Source organism: Burkholderia vietnamiensis LMG 10929 (assembly GCF_000959445.1).
Classification (GTDB): Bacteria; Pseudomonadota; Gammaproteobacteria; order Burkholderiales; family Burkholderiaceae; genus Burkholderia; species Burkholderia vietnamiensis.
Genome location: NZ_CP009631.1, coordinates 780,206 through 795,363, shown reverse-complemented (window position 1 = coordinate 795,363; position 15,158 = coordinate 780,206). Strand labels below are relative to the sequence as shown.

General features: G+C 67.0%; 12 protein-coding genes and 1 tRNA gene. 8 read left to right on the top strand and 5 right to left on the bottom strand.

Going from position 1 to position 15,158, the window contains the following annotated elements; all coding sequences use genetic code 11:
• The first annotated feature begins 8 nt into the window (after window positions 1–8).
• The gene (locus tag AK36_RS13615; protein ID WP_011882731.1) at window positions 9–527 is read left to right on the top strand and encodes a sigma-70 family RNA polymerase sigma factor; all 519 of its coding nucleotides are present in this window, start codon (window positions 9–11) and stop codon (window positions 525–527) included.
• Window positions 524–1,285: an anti-sigma factor family protein gene (locus AK36_RS13610; protein WP_045578664.1), complete on the top strand. Its 762-nt coding sequence runs from the start codon at window positions 524–526 to the stop codon at window positions 1,283–1,285. The genes AK36_RS13615 and AK36_RS13610 overlap by 4 nt, the downstream gene beginning before the upstream one ends.
• Before the next feature lie 496 nt (window positions 1,286–1,781).
• Here the strand turns inward: AK36_RS13610 and AK36_RS13605 are convergent, their stop codons facing one another.
• A complete protein-coding gene (locus AK36_RS13605; RefSeq protein WP_045578663.1) occupies window positions 1,782–2,858 on the bottom strand; it encodes an Imm72 family immunity protein in 1,077 nt (358 codons plus the stop codon).
• An 874-nt stretch (window positions 2,859–3,732) separates the two neighbouring features.
• Here AK36_RS13605 and AK36_RS13600 point away from each other — a divergent pair.
• Window positions 3,733–3,809: transfer RNA gene (locus tag AK36_RS13600), tRNA-Val, on the top strand.
• A 173-nt stretch (window positions 3,810–3,982) separates the two neighbouring features.
• Here the strand turns inward: AK36_RS13600 and AK36_RS13595 are convergent.
• Complete coding sequence (locus AK36_RS13595; protein ID WP_045578662.1) at window positions 3,983–4,864, bottom strand: sigma-70 family RNA polymerase sigma factor; 882 nt, start codon at window positions 4,862–4,864, stop codon at window positions 3,983–3,985.
• A complete protein-coding gene (locus tag AK36_RS13590) occupies window positions 4,864–5,340 on the bottom strand; it encodes a carboxymuconolactone decarboxylase family protein (RefSeq protein ID WP_045578661.1) in 477 nt (158 codons plus the stop codon). The genes AK36_RS13595 and AK36_RS13590 overlap by 1 nt, the downstream gene beginning before the upstream one ends.
• A 554-nt stretch (window positions 5,341–5,894) precedes the next feature.
• Here AK36_RS13590 and egtB point away from each other — a divergent pair.
• From egtB to AK36_RS13565, 5 genes are all read left to right on the top strand, one after another.
• A complete protein-coding gene (gene egtB, locus AK36_RS13585) occupies window positions 5,895–7,124 on the top strand; it encodes an ergothioneine biosynthesis protein EgtB (RefSeq protein WP_045578660.1) in 1,230 nt (409 codons plus the stop codon).
• Window positions 7,108–8,121 carry an L-histidine N(alpha)-methyltransferase gene (gene egtD, locus AK36_RS13580; protein ID WP_045578659.1) on the top strand — a complete coding sequence of 338 codons (1,014 nt, stop codon included), beginning with the start codon at window positions 7,108–7,110 and terminating at the stop codon, window positions 8,119–8,121. Before egtB ends, egtD begins: the two co-directional genes overlap by 17 nt.
• 231 nt (window positions 8,122–8,352) lie before the next feature.
• Entirely contained in the window at window positions 8,353–8,655 is a 303-nt protein-coding gene (locus AK36_RS13575; RefSeq protein WP_011882740.1) for a hypothetical protein, read from the top strand.
• A gap of 56 nt (window positions 8,656–8,711) precedes the next feature.
• Window positions 8,712–8,966 (top strand): glycine zipper 2TM domain protein, encoded by a 255-nt coding sequence (locus AK36_RS13570; RefSeq protein WP_045578658.1) that lies wholly within the window; start codon window positions 8,712–8,714, stop codon window positions 8,964–8,966.
• Between the two features lie 208 nt (window positions 8,967–9,174).
• Window positions 9,175–9,558: a hypothetical protein gene (locus AK36_RS13565; protein WP_034193012.1), complete on the top strand. Its 384-nt coding sequence runs from the start codon at window positions 9,175–9,177 to the stop codon at window positions 9,556–9,558.
• A 239-nt stretch (window positions 9,559–9,797) separates the two neighbouring features.
• On the opposite strand, the gene AK36_RS13560 is transcribed toward AK36_RS13565, so the two are convergent.
• Together AK36_RS13560 and AK36_RS13555 are read right to left on the bottom strand one after the other, a co-directional pair.
• A complete protein-coding gene (locus tag AK36_RS13560) occupies window positions 9,798–12,824 on the bottom strand; it encodes a type III restriction-modification system endonuclease (RefSeq protein WP_045578657.1) in 3,027 nt (1,008 codons plus the stop codon).
• On the bottom strand, window positions 12,824–14,842 hold the full coding sequence (locus AK36_RS13555; RefSeq protein ID WP_014722124.1) for a site-specific DNA-methyltransferase: 2,019 nt from the start codon (window positions 14,840–14,842) through the stop codon (window positions 12,824–12,826). Before AK36_RS13555 ends, AK36_RS13560 begins: the two co-directional genes overlap by 1 nt.
• Between the last annotated feature and the right edge of the window lie 316 nt (window positions 14,843–15,158).

The following is a 15,158-nucleotide window of genomic DNA, read 5'->3' as shown; positions in this document are numbered from 1 at the left end:
CCCCGGCCATGCCTTCAAACGCCCCCGACGACGACGCGTTGCGCGAACTCATCCCCAGGCTGCGACGCTTCGCGCTGTGGTTGGCGCGCGACGTCCACGCAGCCGACGATCTCGTTCAGTCGACGCTCGAGCGCGCGTTGTCGCGCTGGGCGAGCCGCCGCGACGACGCATCGCTGCGCAGCTGGCTCTTCACGATCCTTTACCGCCAGTTTCTCGACGGCAAGCGCAGCGCGAAGCGCTACGCGTGGCTGCTCGGCCGCATCCGCGACGATGAAGACGCGCACTGGCCGTCCGCCGAACGCGAATTCGCCGCGCGCGCGACGCTCGAAGCGTTCGGCCGGCTCTCCGACGAGCAACGCAGCCTGCTGCTGCTCGTCGCGGTCGAAGGCTTCACGTATCGGGAAGTCGCCGATCTGCTCGAGGTGCCGATCGGCACCGTGATGTCGCGCCTGTCGCGCGCGCGGCAGGCGCTGCGCCAGCTCAGCGACGGCGAGCTTCCCGCTCCTTCTCTCCGGTTGATGAAATGAACGACCTCCGCCCCGACGAACACGATCTCCAGGCCTATGTCGACGGCCAGCTCGACGACGATGCGCGCGCCGCGGTCGAGCGATATCTCGCGCTGCATCCGGAGAGCGCCGAGCAGGTGAAGCAGTGGCAGCAGGATGCGCAGCGGTTGCGGGCAGCGCTCGAAAGCGTGCGGATGCCCGCCGGGAATCCCGAGCTCGATCCGGCCGCGATTCGTTCGCGCCGCGCCGAACGCTCGCGGATGCGGTTCGCGATGGCCGCTTCGTTCGTGTTCTGCATCGGGCTCGGCACCTTCGGCGGCTGGCAGGCGCGCGGGTGGAACGCGCCGCCGCCCGTCGCGCCGATGAGCGATGCGGTCGAGGCTTACCGGATGATGGTGGTCGATCAGGTCGCGAAGGTGGATTTCCGGCCGACGAGTGCGAAGGATCTGCATGGGTGGCTCACCAGGCGCGTCGGCGCGTCGGCGAAGCTGCCGGACTTGAGTGCCGCAGGGTTCAAGCCGATCGGCGCGCGGTTGTTCATGACGGACAGCGGCGCCGCGGCCGCGATGGTGCTCTATGAGGACGATGCCGGGCGGACGCTGAGCTTCTATCTGCGGCCAGCGGAAGCGAAAAATCGGCTGCTGCCCGCGGGGCAACGCGTGGACGGCGCGTTGATGGCGCGGTATGGGTCGGTGAACGGGCTCAACTATGCGGTGGTCGGGCCGGCGAGCAATCTCGGTGAGCAAGCCGTTGCGAGGGCGTTGGATCAGCAGATTTGAGGGGGGTGATGTCGGCGGGCCGGCTGGTGGAGCTCGGCCAGCGCTCAAAGCGCTCATGTGAGACGTTCAGATCCACAGCGTTGGGAGTCGCTTTTGTGGCGGTTGTCCACACAGAGAGTCTCGTCTCGGTGCGTTCGCAGATCGGCGTGTCTTGCACGATTCCGGTGTCGTGCGGTTTGGCGTCTTCTGCGCGCGGGATATCAACATCAGTCTCGGCAACTCTGCATGCAGCCTCTCGTCGAACCGCCCATCTTCGGGTTACACAGCGTTTCGAGTGACTTCGGGCGGCGATATCCACACAGCTTTCACTGAGCCGGCATAGCGGATCTCGGTTCGGCTGCGCTCGCGGTGTTCGCATGCGCGTCAGTGCTTCGAACTCGTGCTTTTTGTCGACGGGCACAGCGTTTCCGATTGTGTTGCGTGCCGGTTGTCCACACTCAGAAGCCAAGCGCTACGGCAGCACGGGCGGCATTTGCGCGCCCTTGCCGTCTGCGCACTACGCGCGTTTCACCAGACGCCACGTCACCCAGTGCACCTTGAGCTCCCCCAGATTGTCCCGGACCAGCATGTCGGGCATCGCCGCCCCGGCTTCGACGCGCAGCACCTTGCCGCCGTATTCGTCCGTCTGCCAATCGCCGGTCACCGGGCAGATATCGCTCGTGCGGACCTGCGCGACGGGGTCGCGGTCGGACGCCGGCGCTGAAGGCGGATCGAGGAAGTACTCCGATTCGTCGGGGATGATGCCGTCCGCGTATCGCTTGTCTTCCCACAACAGCCGCCAGTGCGTCTTGACGGGCGTTCGCGTCTCGTCATCCCGGAGGTTCGGCGCGCGGATGTCACGAATGAAATAGTTGAAGCAGCCGTTGTTGTGCAAGCTGCGATTGCCGACCGGCACAACGCCCAGCAACTTCGATTGCTCGACGGTAACGGGCTCCCAGATGCCGTCACAAGGCACTTTGTCACCAGATTTGACCACCGGGCCCACGGGTTCCGGAACCTCCGGCAGGTTCGCTGGAAATACCGGATACGGAAGCGTGTAGAAGGTGTAGTCGTATGCACCGGGAGACAGCAGCAGTCCGACCGAGCGCAGTTGTGCGAGATCGTTGTTCAAACTCGACGGCTCCAACGGAGCGTTCTCCATCTGGTATTCCGATGCATGCAGAAGTTTGGCCAGCGCATCGATCTTTGGCGGGTAAGCGGCGAATTGCGCACCACGCTCCCAGTAATCCTGGTGGGGGAAAAAATATGCATTCAAATAGTTATACCGATCAATCGCGTATTCCAGCGGCTCGCCACACTGCCACACGAATCGATACCCGCGGGCTAGTTCGGTCAAGCCTCGATCGTAAGAAGCGAGAATTTCGAAGATGGTTGGCAAATGATCTGCGTGCACGCGCTCCGGATCATCTTCGGGCCAAGTCTTTACCGCGTTCTCGTACTCGTTCGCGAAGATCGCAAAGTCTTCGCGCTTGCGCTTCCAGAGCGAGAAGCTGGTCAGCCGTTGAAGCAGCCAGAAAATTCTGCGCCGGGTCGCATCGTCGGCCATGTCGTATTGCTTGATCGTCTTCGTCATCGTTGAACTTCGTACCACGCTTCCAATTCGCGTCGTGGGACTCACGTTGCTGTCGCTCATCTTTGTATGGGTCTCTTCATTCTCGAGCCAACGACGCCTCCATGCAGCGGCTTGCACAGCCGGCCGGCGAGCTGCACAGCGCTTCGAACTGGTTTGCTTCCGGTTAACCAAACGTGATGGAGAGCCGCATCACCGGCACGAGCGTTTCCTGTGCAGACCACTCCCCAGGACGCTTCGCCTGCCGCGCCGCTTCCGAGCTACGCGGCTTTACCAGGCAGCACATCACCCAATGCAGCTTGAGCTCGCCAAGCTAGCTCCGGCCCCAAGCTATCAAACAATTGATCTGTGCGTCCCATCCAGACCTTGGCCCCGCTCACAGCGCCCAGATTAGGTTCTCCCCCACCGCACGCAGTGCACATCCACCCCGGATCACAGTCTCCGGACTGTGCTTATCCAAAGGTGTTAACAGGATTCGTATACATACGTAGTGATAGTTAACAAGCGCACGGCCTCACAGTGGATAACCTCCTTAACCCCCTGAATCCAAAGCCCGAACCGCAACGCATAACCCGCCGCAAAGCAGACGCAAATCTCTGTGCAGCACAGAACAACTTTTCGTCGATTCACAGCCGCGCCGACGTATCCCCAATCGTTCCACTGTGAATCCAGAGGCTTCCGAGCCGGTTATCCAGAGGGCGATGTGCATAACGTCACAGCGCACCGACACGTTTTGCTGTGACGCGACGACACGAGCGCAACGTCCCGACTTCGCCGCCCCGACACCAACCGCCAGCCGCCCCGCACACCGGTTCAAAAAATTTTCACGAAGGGGCTTGTGCTGTCTGAAAACCCTCTCTATAATTCGCGGCTTCTTAGGCTCGTAGCTCAGTTGGTTAGAGCACCACCTTGACATGGTGGGGGTCGTTGGTTCGAATCCAATCGAGCCTACCAACGAATAAATGAAGGGGTCTGGCAGCACGCATTGCCTACAGGCAGTCGGCTCGCCAAACATACGAACGCCACGCGGCAACATCGCGTGGCGTTTTTCTTTTTGCGGTCGAAATCACGCATACGCGTGCGCTGCAAGCAGCCAAGCGGGCGCACGAATCGCCCGCCGCGCGCCTTCAATGCAGATGCTTCAGCTTGTCCGGATTGCGCACGACATAGATCGCGACGATCTTCCCGTCGTCGACTTCGAGCGCCGTGGTCTGCAACTCGCCGTCGGCCTCCAGCGTGACGAAGCCCGGCAAGCCGTTGATGAACCCGGCCCGCACGAGCTTCGATGCATGCGTCGCGAACAGCCGCGCGAGAAACGCGTGCACCTTCATCACGCGGTCGAACCCGAACACCGGCTTGCCCGCGGCCGAGCGCTTGCCGCCGCCGTCCGAATGCAGGCTCACGTCCTCGGCGAGCAGCGCGCCGAGTGCCCGCATGTCGCCGCTGCGCGACGCCGCGAAGAACGCCTCGGCCAACTCGATTCCGCGCTGCTTCTCGACATGAAAACGCGGCCGCGCGTCGCGCACGTGTGTGCGCGCCCGCGCAGCGAGCTGGCGGCACGCAGCCGGTTCGCGCTGGATCGTCGTCGCTATCTCGTCGAACTCGAGACCGAACACGTCGTGCAACAGAAACGCCGCGCGCTCCAGCGGCGACAGCCGTTCGAGCGCGAGCAGCAGCGGCAGCGTCACGTCCCCCTGCACGTCTTCGTCGACGATCGGCTCGGGCAGCCACGGGCCGATATAGGTCTCGCGCTGATGCCGCGCGGACTTCAGCTGATCGATGCACATGCGCGTCACCATCCGGCGCAGGAACGCCTCGGGCACGCGCACGTCGTCGCGATCGACGTCCATCCAGCGGATGAACGCGTCCTGCACGACGTCCTCGGCATCGGCGACGGAGCCGAGCATCCGGTACGCGACGCGGATCAACGTACGGCGCAGCGGATCGAAGCTCGTCGCTGCGTCGTCACTGCCTTCGGCGCCGCCCGCGGACGGATCGACGTTCGTCATCAGGCCACCAGGTTCGCGGCGTCAGCCTTCGCTTCGGCCGGATCGACCCACAAGCCGAAGCCGACGGCGAGCCTGTTCCAGCCGTTGATCACGTTGATCATCAGCGTGAGTTTCACCTGTTCCTCCTGGCTGAATTGATCGACCAGCGCCGCATACGCGGCTGCGCGCGCATCGTGGCCTTCGGACAGCCGCGTCAGCGCATCGGTCCAGCCGAGCGCCGCGCGTTCGCGATCGGTGTAGCAGGGCGCCTCGCGCCACGCAGCCAGCAGATTGATGCGCTGCTCGGTCTCGCCGCGCGCGCGCGCTTCGACCGTGTGCATGTTAAGGCAGTTCGCGCACGCGTTGATCTGCGACGCGCGGATCTTGACGAGCTCGGTCAGCGTCGGCTCGAGGCTGCCGGCAGCGGCGACCGATACGGTCATCCAGCTCTTCATCAGCGCGGGCGCGGCGGCAAACGGATTGAGTTTCGCTGTCATGGTTGCTTCTCCTTTCGGGTGGATTCAGACGACATGACGAGCGACACCTGCCGCGTGTGACATCGACGCGAAAAAAATTTCAACGAACGGAAGCGGCGGGGCGATGCAGCGCGATTGCAGGTCATGTGCGACGAGCGTCCAATCCGAAGCGCAGCGCGCCCGGTATCGCGCGCATGGAGACGCCGCAGCGTCATCGCAGCTTTCACGCGCTCAGGGCGCTTGTCACCAGATGTCGGCAGAATCGACGCTCGGGCATGCGAATTGCGGGCGCGTTGCGACACATTGCGCTACCTGCATTCGACCGCCCGCCGCCCATCCGAGCTTCGTGGAACCCATGCTTTCATTCCTCTTTCGCTATCGTTTCACCCGAAATCCGATTCGCGACGGTCACATTTCTGGCCCATACTGTTCTGCACGGGCAGACGAAGTGACGCAGAATCTACCGCCCGACGACGCAGCAACGAAGGTCGCACGTCAGCCGCGCGCATCCGAGCGCAACGCTGTCCTTTTCCCGGCAACGCAACGCAGCGAATCGCGACGTGGACGGTAAACCGATGAGCCTCCTTGCATCCCAGCTTCAGCGCCGTTACCAGGAAGTGCGCGCCCATAGCCTCGCGTTGACCGCGACGCTGTCGGCCGAAGACCAGGCCGTGCAGTCGATGCCCGACGCGAGCCCGGTGAAGTGGCACCTCGCGCATACCACCTGGTTCTTCGAAACCGTCGTGCTGATGCGCCGCGTGCCCGGCTACGCGCCGTTCGACGACGCGTTCCAGTTCCTGTTCAACTCGTATTACGAAGCGCTCGGCCCGCGTCATCCACGGCCGCAGCGCGGGCTGCTCACGCGTCCGTCGCTCGAGCGCGTGCATGCGTACCGGCAGCATGTCGACGCAGCGCTGCAGCACGCACTCGACGCTGCGGATCCCGCCTTGCTGGCCGCGATCGCACCGGAGGTCGAGCTCGGCCTGCATCACGAGCAGCAGCATCAGGAGCTGATCGTCACCGACATGCTGCACGCGTTCTCGTGCAACCCGCTCAAGCCTGCGTTCCGGCCGCGCGACGGCGCGCACGCGCAAGCGGCGCTCGCCGCGGGCGACGCCGGCGCGCTGCGCTGGCTGCGTCAGCCGGGCGGCCTCGTCCAGATCGGCCACGACGGCGACGCGTTCTCGTTCGACAACGAGCGGCCGCGCCATACGGCGCTCGTGCAGCCGTGCGAGATCGCGAACCGCCTCGTGACGAATGCCGAATTCGCGGCCTTCATCGCGGACGGCGGCTACACGCGCGCCGAACTCTGGTTGTCCGACGGCTGGGCGACCGTGCAGCGCGAAGGGTGGTGCGCGCCGGCATACTGGATCGCCGACGATGACCGCACCGCGAAAACCGTACGCGAATGGCGCGCGTTCGGCCTGCATGGCGTCGAACCGCTCGCGCCCGATGCGCCGGTGTGCCACGTGAGCTTCTACGAGGCGGCCGCGTACGCGGAATGGGCCGGCGCACGCCTGCCGACCGAATTCGAATGGGAAGCCGCGTTTGGCGTGGACGGCGTGCGCGAGATGCTCGGCCACGTGTGGCAGTGGACGCGTTCGTCGTACGAGCCGTATCCGGGCTTTCGGCCGCTGGCCGGCGTCGCGGCCGAATACAACGGCAAGTTCATGGTCGGCCAGCAGGTCCTGCGCGGCAGCAGCATCGCGACGCCGCCGGGCCACGCGCGGCCGACGTACCGCAATTTCTTTCCGCCGGCCGCGCGCTGGCAATTCACGGGAGTGCGACTTGCGCGAGACGTCTGACCTGACGGCCACGAGCGGTGGCCAGCAACCCGCCCGCGAGGCGCGGCCGAGCGCGTTCGAGCGCGACCTGATCGACGGGCTGTCGCGCACGCCGCGCAGCATTCCGCCGAAGTACTTCTACGATGCGGCCGGCTCCGCGCTGTTCGACCGCATTTGCGAGCTGCCGGAGTACTACCCGACGCGCACCGAGCTCGGCATCCTGCGCGACCGCGCGGCCGAGATCGTGCAGCGCGTCGGCCCGCATGCCGACATCGTCGAATTCGGCGCGGGCTCGCTCGAGAAGATTCGCGTGCTGCTCGACGCCTGCGCGAACAACTATGCGAACGCGCCGGCGCGCTACGTGCCGATCGACATCTCGGCCGACTATCTGCACGGCGCGGCCGCGCGCCTGCGCGCCGCGTATCCATGGCTCGACGTCGCGCCGCTCGCCGCGGACTACACGAAGGCCGAGCAACTGGCCGAGCTCACGAACACGCCGCGGCGACGCATCGGCTTTTTCCCCGGCTCGACGATCGGCAACTTCTCGCCGGAAGAAGCCGATGCGTTCCTGCGCGACGCCGCACGGCTGCTGCGCGGCGGCGGCCTGCTGGTCGGCGCCGATCTGGTGAAGGACGAGTGCACGCTGCATCGTGCGTACAACGACGCGCAGGGCGTCACCGCGCAGTTCAACCTCAACCTGCTGGTGCGCGCGAACGCGGAGCTCGGCGCGGATTTCGACGTCGACGCCTTCTCGCATTGCGCGTTCTACGATCGCGAGCGGCAGCGCATCGAGATGCATCTCGTCAGCGATGTCGCGCAGACGGTGCACGTGCGCGGCCACGCGTTCTGCTTCGAGGCCGGCGAGCGCGTCCACACGGAGAACTCGCACAAGTTCACGATCGACGGCTTCCATGCGATCGCGCGGCGCGCGGGCTTCGAGCCCGACACCGTGTGGACCGACGCCGACGAGCTGTTCAGCGTGCACTGGCTGCGCAGCGTCGACGATATCCGCGCGTAGCGGCCGGGCACGCCGCACCGGCCGCCTTGCGGCAATAATTTCCGTCTCCGTCGATTCGATGCGCCGTCGCAACGGCGTGTCGAATCGCGCGTCTCCTTGCGCAGCAAGGCTTCACGGGCGCCGTAATCGCCCGTTACCGGTCTCGCAGACCGGTTTCACCTGTGTCGGCCCGCGCTGCCTAGACTCCGAACCGTAGTCACATCACGCACGATACGTGCAGGGAGTCGCGAAATGAGCAAGAAACTTATTCTCGGTGCAGTTCTCGGTGTAGCGGCGCTCGCAGCGTCGGGCGTCGCGTCGGCGCACGTCGACCTGTCGGTCGGGATCGGCGTGCCGGGCGTCTACGCGGCGCCGGCGCCCGTCTACGTCGCACCGCCGCCGCCGGTGATGTACGCGCCGGTGGGCTATCGCGACGACGACTGGCGTGCGCGCGCGTGGCGCGAACATGAATGGCGCCGCCGCGAATGGCGAGAACACGAGTGGCGCGAGCGCGGCTGGCGCGACGGCGGCGGCTGGCGCGGCCGCTGGGACTGAGCGCCGCGACACGCACACGACAACATTGATCGCATCGACACGAGGAGCGTGATCGCATGAACCCCATTCGATACATCGGAACGTTGACGGCCGCCGCGGCTGTTGCGCTCACAACGATCGGTAGCGCGCAGGCTGCCGGCTGCATCAAGGGCGCGGCGGTGGGCGGCGTTGCCGGCCACTACGTCGGGCACCATGCGGTGGTAGGCGCGGTCGGCGGCTGTCTCGTCGGCCGCCATTTGGCGAAGAAGCACGAGCAGGAGCAGGCGGCGCAGCGCAAGGCGGCCGCGGCCGCATCGCAGACGGCGCAGTGAACCACGACGACCGGCGGCGCCGCGACACCGTCGCCGCCGGTCGCCGCCGGTCGCCGCCGGTCGCTGTCGTTGTCGCACGCCGGTGGGCCGGAAATTGATCGGACGAATGCGTGCACACGCCGCGTTACGATCATTTACAACGTCGCGCCGCGCGAAAACCGCGCGTTCGTAGAATGCAGTCATCCGAACGCGCTTCAGGGAGCAAACGATGAAAACTCAACGATATCTGTCCGTGCTGGCAGCGGCGCTGCTCGCACTCGGGGCCGCCGGCGCACAGGCGGCTGCTGGCGGCAATGGCGGTGGTGGTGGCGGCGGCCATGGCGCAGGCGGGATGGGCGGGATGGGCGGCAACGCGGGCGGGATGTCCGGCAGCCACATGAGCGGCGACGCGCTGAGCAATTCGAACGGCTTCCGCTCGGGCGACCGCGACAAGGGCCTCGCACGCGCGGCCGATCGCTCCGACACGATCGCCGACCGCGCCGGCGTGCAGCCCGGCCACGGTCACGCGCATACGCACGGCCATACCGCGCATGCGACGACGGCGACCTCGACGCATCACGGGCATCGCAACGCGCTCGGCCGCACGCTGTAAGCGTGCCCGTGCGGACGGAACAAGCGCGCTTCGGCGCGCTTTTTTCATGGGCGCGCGCGGCATCGCAGGCCGGTCGTTGCTCGCCGTCTCGACCCTGATTTGCAACCAGCCGTAACGGCGCGTGAGAACGCGTCGGAATACGAACCGCTTTCCCGCGGACGACGGACGGATCGTTCGTATCGAAGGAGGGAAGCGCGTCCCCCCAAATGAAAAAAGGGCGGCTCGCGCCGCCCTTCGCATCAACCCGCGCGGCCGCCCGCCGCCGCACCGGGCTCGAACAGCGCATCGACCTGCGCGACGCGCACGAACCGCGCCGCATCTTCGCCATCGGCCAGCGCGCGGAAATGCGCGGCGCCGCACGCGAGCTTCGCGCGCTCGTGCTCGCTCGGCACGGCGTCGTCGGCGTTCGGCGTATCGACGACGAAATAGAGCCGCTCGCCGCCATCCTGTTCCGCGAGCACGGCCCAGTCCGGGTGATAGCCGCCGAGCGGCGTCGCGATGCGGAACCACGCCGGCAGCCTCGCGTACAGCTTCACGCCGTCGTGCGCTTCGAGCGCATCGGCGAACGCGCGCTCCGCGTCCGTCTCGCACACCACCGCCTCGTGAATCGACTTGCGCGCATCGAGCCGCAGGCTGCGCAGGTAGCCGGTGAGCGCCTCGCTCTCGAACGATTCGAGCGCGTGCACGTGACGATCGCCGAGCTTCCTGTACGAGATCCCCGCAACGAGCGCGAGCCGCTTGCAGCGGTTGATCGCGTCGGCGGCCAGCGCGATGAACTGCTGCGGATTCACGCGGAAGTCGTCGAGCCGGCCGCTGTCGGCGAGGATCGTCGCGAGCGAGCGGCGCGTGAGCTGCGTGCGGTCCTGCAGCTCGGTGAGCAGGTCCGGCAACGGCAGTTCGCCTTCGTCGAGCAGCACCGTGCCGGCGCCCGCCACCTCGATCGCCTCGATGCCGGCCTTGCCGATGTCGATCTCGGCCTTGCGCCATTGCAGCCGCGCCCGCGCGATGTCGGGCGCGTCGCGCAGCGCCGTCGTGCAGTCGCGCACCAGCTTCGCGTTGTCGAAGTCCACGCTGTACACGGTGCGATGGCGAATGCGTTCCCACAGCGCGCGGAACGCGTCGCCGAAGATCACGGCCTTGCCGGACGCATCGCGGCGCAGCGCGATCGCGCGCCGCTCGTCCGCGTTGCGCACCGCGAAGCGGCCCGACAGCTTGCGAAGCGTCGCGACGATCGGCGCGCGCAGCGTCTCGAATGCGTCGGGCAGCACGAGCGCGCTGCGGCGCAGCGCGTCCTTCAGGCGGTCGAGCACCTTGCCCTGCGCGTCGACGTAGCCTTGCTCGTGCAGATGCGTCCACAGCATGCGCGACAGCTCGATGCCGAGCGCATGCGCGGGGCCGTCGCCTTCCTGCACCGGCAGCGCCGCGAACTGGTGTTGCTCGACGATCCCGAAGCGGATGCCGGTGTCGGCCTCGATTTCCTTCTGCAGGTTCTCCGCGAACGACTCGTAGCGCTCGGTCGCGATCACGGTGAGCGTGTTCACGCCGGGGTCGCGCACGCGCTCGCCGTCCTGGTCGACCGCGAGGCGCAGCCCGCGGCCGAGCGTCTGACGGCGCTCGCGTTCGGTCTGGATGTCGCGCAGCGTGCAGATCTGGAACACGTTCGGGTTGTCCCAGCCTTCCTTCAGCGCCGAGTGCGAGAAGATGAACTTCAGCGGCGTGTCGAACGACAGCAGCGCTTCCTTCTCGCGCATGATGAGCCCGTACGCGCGCTCGGCGTTCTCGCGCGCGGCGGCGCTGCTCTCGCTCGTGTCGGTCCAGCCGCCCTTGCGGTCGATCGAGAAGTAGCCGTTGTGCGCGCGCTCGACCTCGCGGGCGATGTCGACGCCGTCGAACAGCGCGCGATAGGCCGGCACCCGCGCGGCGCGCGCATATTCCTCTTCGAAGATCAGCGCGTAGTCGCCTTTGACGGGCGTACCGTTCTCGTCGTAGCGGCGATAGCGCTCGACCGAGTCAACGAAGAACAGCGACAGCACCTTCACGCCGCGCTCGGCGAGGCGCAGCTCCTTGTCGAGATGCTCGCGGATCGTGCGGCGGATCATCTCGCGCTGCACCGCGAGCGTGTCGATGTCGCCGAACGCCTCGCCGAGCGACAGGAACGCGTCGCCTTCCGGATGGCGCAGCTCGACGTATTCGGCGCCCTTGACCGCATGCACTTCGCCGATGCGCAGCCCGGCGTACAGCGCGCGTTTGGTCAGCCGTTCGAGATCGTCGCCGTCGGTCGCGGACACGATCTGCCGCTTCACGCCGGCCGCGGTCGCCACGTCGAGCTCGATGCGCGCGCTGATCGCGCCGCGCCGGTTCGACACGCCGACGAGCCGCACGTACGGCTTGTTGTGCGCGTCCTCGACGATCGCCGACGCGATCTCGATCTGCTTGACGAGCTTGCGCTCGTAAGCGTCGACCGCGTCGAGCCGATACACCATGTGATGCCGGTCGACGTGGGTGGCCGAGTAGCGCAGCGTGCAGAGCGGCGCCATCGCGGCGAGCGCCTCGCGGCCGCGCCCTTCGAGGCCGCCGTCGACGCTCTGCGGCTCGTCGACGATCACGATCGGCCGCGTCGCGCGGATCAGGTCGATCGGCTTCTCGCCGCCGGTCTTCTCGCTGTCCTTGTAGAGGTTGTTGATTTCCTTCTTGTTGATCGCGGCGACGGTCATCACCATGATCTGGATCGCCGCGCTCGCCGCGAAGTGGCGCACCTGGCCGAGCTTCGCCGAGTCGTACAGGAAGTAGTCGTACGGCACGCCCGCGTACAGCGCGCGGAAATGATCCTCGGTGATCGACAGCGTCTTGTGCACGCCTTCCTTGATCGCGATCGACGGCACCACGATCACGAACTTCGTGAAGCCGTAGCGGCGGTTCAGCTCGAAGATCGTGCGCAGGTACACGTAGGTCTTGCCTGTGCCGGTTTCCATCTCGACGGTGAAGTCGCGCGAGCCGGGCTGGCCGGACGGCGGCAGCCCGCCGCGCAGCTGCACGTCGGCGAGGTTGCGCGCGAGCGCGTCGTCGGTCAGCGACAGCCGGTTGCCGACGCCTTGCTCCGACACCGCGAAGCCGAGCGAGCCTTGCGCGGCGGCCGTCGTGCCGGGCGCGGCGTTCGCGAGCACGCTGAAGTCGCCGCGATACGATTCCTGGCCGCGAAACAGGTCGCAGACGGCGTCGATCGCGTCGCGCTGGTAGTCGAGATCCGCTTCGAAATGCAGCCGCATCAGAGGCTCCGCACGCGCTTCACGCCGTGCTGCTCGAGCAGCGCGGCGAGATTGAGCTTCGCGACGTCGTCGACGAAGCCGCTGTCGCGGAACAGGCACGTGACGTCGCGCGTCGCGCCGGTCGCATCGAGCAGCTCGACGATGCCGTCGGCGAGCGGCCCCGCGTCGTCGCGCGACATGCGCGCGTCGAAGCACGCGACGATCGCGCGGCCGATCAGGTGCACCGTCTTGCCGGCCACCTGGTGATGCTCGACCGGCGTGCACAGATCGAGGCCGAGCTTGAGCGTGAGCTCGGCGAGCAGGTCGTCTTCGCTGCGGCCGGTCTTCACGTGCTCGACCGACGCGAACAGCGCATGGTCGAAGTCGTCGCGGCGCGGATCCCACTCGATCACGTTGGTGGTGTCGAGGCGATACACGCGAAAGCCGAGGTCGCCATAGCTTTCCGGATAGTCGCGCGCGACCTGCTGCGCGGCGCGGCGCAGCCGCTCCTTGGTGACTTCGGCGAGCGTCGCCGGCTTCTTCAGCTTCGCGCAGAAATCGGCGGCCGCCTGCTGCGCCTTGTCGCGACGGTCGAGCGCTTCGGGCAGCTGCACGAGGATGTAGCGGCGTGCGCCGCCGTCGGTCGCGTTCACCTGCATCACCGCGTGGCCGGTCGAGCCGGAGCCGGCGAAGCAGTCGAGCACGATGTCGTCGCCGCGCGTGCACCAGCCGATCACGGCCGCCGCGAAATCGACCGGCTTCGGCTGGTCGAACGGGATGCCGAGCGCCTTCAGCAGCGCGTCGTCGGAGCCGGCGAACGGCAGCACCGACGGCACGTTCTCGTACATGTTCTCGTCGAGGTAGTAGATCCGCTGCGGCTGGGTGGTCTCGTCGGGGCCGAATTCGATCTGGCCGCGCTCGATCAGCGCCTGCATCGTCGCGGGCGGATTGCGCCAGCCGCGCGCCGGCATCGCGCACGGCTTGCCGGTGACCGGGTGGATCAGCGGCGTGAAATACTCGTCCGGCGCCTTCTTCTTGTTCGGCCACGCCATCGACACGAGCCGGTACACGCGCCCGTCGGCGGACAGCCGGTCGTACATCACCTCGCCGCCGGACAGGTTGGTCTGCGCCTTCATCCACGCGCGGTACGCCTTCTGCGCGTCCTTTGCGTTGCCGCTGCGGTACACGGCGTCGTGCGCGGCATCGAGCATGCGCTGCGCGTTGCGCTTCGGGCGCTTCAGCGGCGCCTGTTCGAGCAGCGTCTCGGCGTTGCGCGCGAACAGCACCAGCGACTCGTGCTGGTACGCGATGCCGCGCGCGTCGCCCTTCGGATTGCGCTTGTCCCACACGGCCACGCCGAGCTCGTTCTCCTCGCCGAAGATCTCGCGCAGCATCAGCACGAGCGCATGCACCTCGTGCTCGTCGATGTGCACGGCGATCAGCCCTTCGTCGGACAGCAGCGCGTGCGCGAGCTTCAGCCGCGGATACATCATGTTCAGCCAGTCGGTGTGGAACCGGCCGTTCGCCTCGGTGTTGGTGCTGCGCTTCACGCCGGCGTCGGTCTGGCCCGTCATCGCGAGGTAATGGCGGATGCTGTCGCTGAAGTCGTCCGCGTAGACGAAATCGCTGCCGGTGTTGTACGGCGGGTCGATGTAGACGAGCTTCACCTTGCCCGCGTAGCTCTTGTGCAGCAGCTTCATCACGTCGAGGTTGTCGCCCTCGATCACGAGATGGCGCGTGTCGTCCCACGCGACGCTGTCGTCGGGGCACGGGCGCAGCGTGCCGGTCGACGGCGTGAGCGCGGCCTGGCGCGCGCCGCGCTTGCCGTGCCAGTGGAAGCCGTAGCGCTCGTCGGCGGCGCCGACGGTGTGCTCGCCGACCAGCGCCTTGAGCACGTCGACGTCCACCGACGCGCCGTGCGGGCCTTCGGTCACGAGTTCGGGGAACAGCGCCTTCAGGCGCGCGACGTTGTCGGCGGTGAAATCCGTCGACATCGCCAGCGGGCTCGCCGCATCGAGTTTCTGCATCGTCTTTTCCATCGGAGCCCGGCCGCGTGCGCCAGGACATCGGGCGCACTCGCGGCACCGGCGGCAAGGGCCGCCCGGGCAAACCCGAAACGCTAGCGAGTCGGTCGGCGCAGGTCAAGCACCGATGTGAGGCGAGCGTGCGCGCATCGGCCGGGAAACGCCCGTCGGGCGGCCCGCGAGGCGAGTCGGGGCGGGCCTCGCGGCCGGCGCACGACGCGCGGGTCGCGGCAGATGCGGTGCTGCGGCAGCGACGGCAGAAAAAAGGGGCACGGTCGGCGCGAGGGCGTCGCCGTGCCCGCCGCGCGCATCGGGCGCGCGCGATACGGGG

Coding starts and splice junctions, on each gene's coding strand:
- AK36_RS13560 (WP_045578657.1), bottom strand. CDS start 12,824: ATGCGGCTGCATTTCGAAGCGGATCTCGACTACCAGCGCGACGCGATC.
- AK36_RS13570 (WP_045578658.1), top strand. CDS start 8,712: ATGAACCCCATTCGATACATCGGAACGTTGACGGCCGCCGCGGCTGTT.
- AK36_RS13615 (WP_011882731.1), top strand. CDS start 9: ATGCCTTCAAACGCCCCCGACGACGACGCGTTGCGCGAACTCATCCCC.
- AK36_RS13605 (WP_045578663.1), bottom strand. CDS start 2,858: ATGACGAAGACGATCAAGCAATACGACATGGCCGACGATGCGACCCGG.
- AK36_RS13590 (WP_045578661.1), bottom strand. CDS start 5,340: ATGACAGCGAAACTCAATCCGTTTGCCGCCGCGCCCGCGCTGATGAAG.
- AK36_RS13595 (WP_045578662.1), bottom strand. CDS start 4,864: ATGACGAACGTCGATCCGTCCGCGGGCGGCGCCGAAGGCAGTGACGAC.
- AK36_RS13610 (WP_045578664.1), top strand. CDS start 524: ATGAACGACCTCCGCCCCGACGAACACGATCTCCAGGCCTATGTCGAC.
- AK36_RS13565 (WP_034193012.1), top strand. CDS start 9,175: ATGAAAACTCAACGATATCTGTCCGTGCTGGCAGCGGCGCTGCTCGCA.
- egtB (WP_045578660.1), top strand. CDS start 5,895: ATGAGCCTCCTTGCATCCCAGCTTCAGCGCCGTTACCAGGAAGTGCGC.
- AK36_RS13575 (WP_011882740.1), top strand. CDS start 8,353: ATGAGCAAGAAACTTATTCTCGGTGCAGTTCTCGGTGTAGCGGCGCTC.
- AK36_RS13555 (WP_014722124.1), bottom strand. CDS start 14,842: ATGGAAAAGACGATGCAGAAACTCGATGCGGCGAGCCCGCTGGCGATG.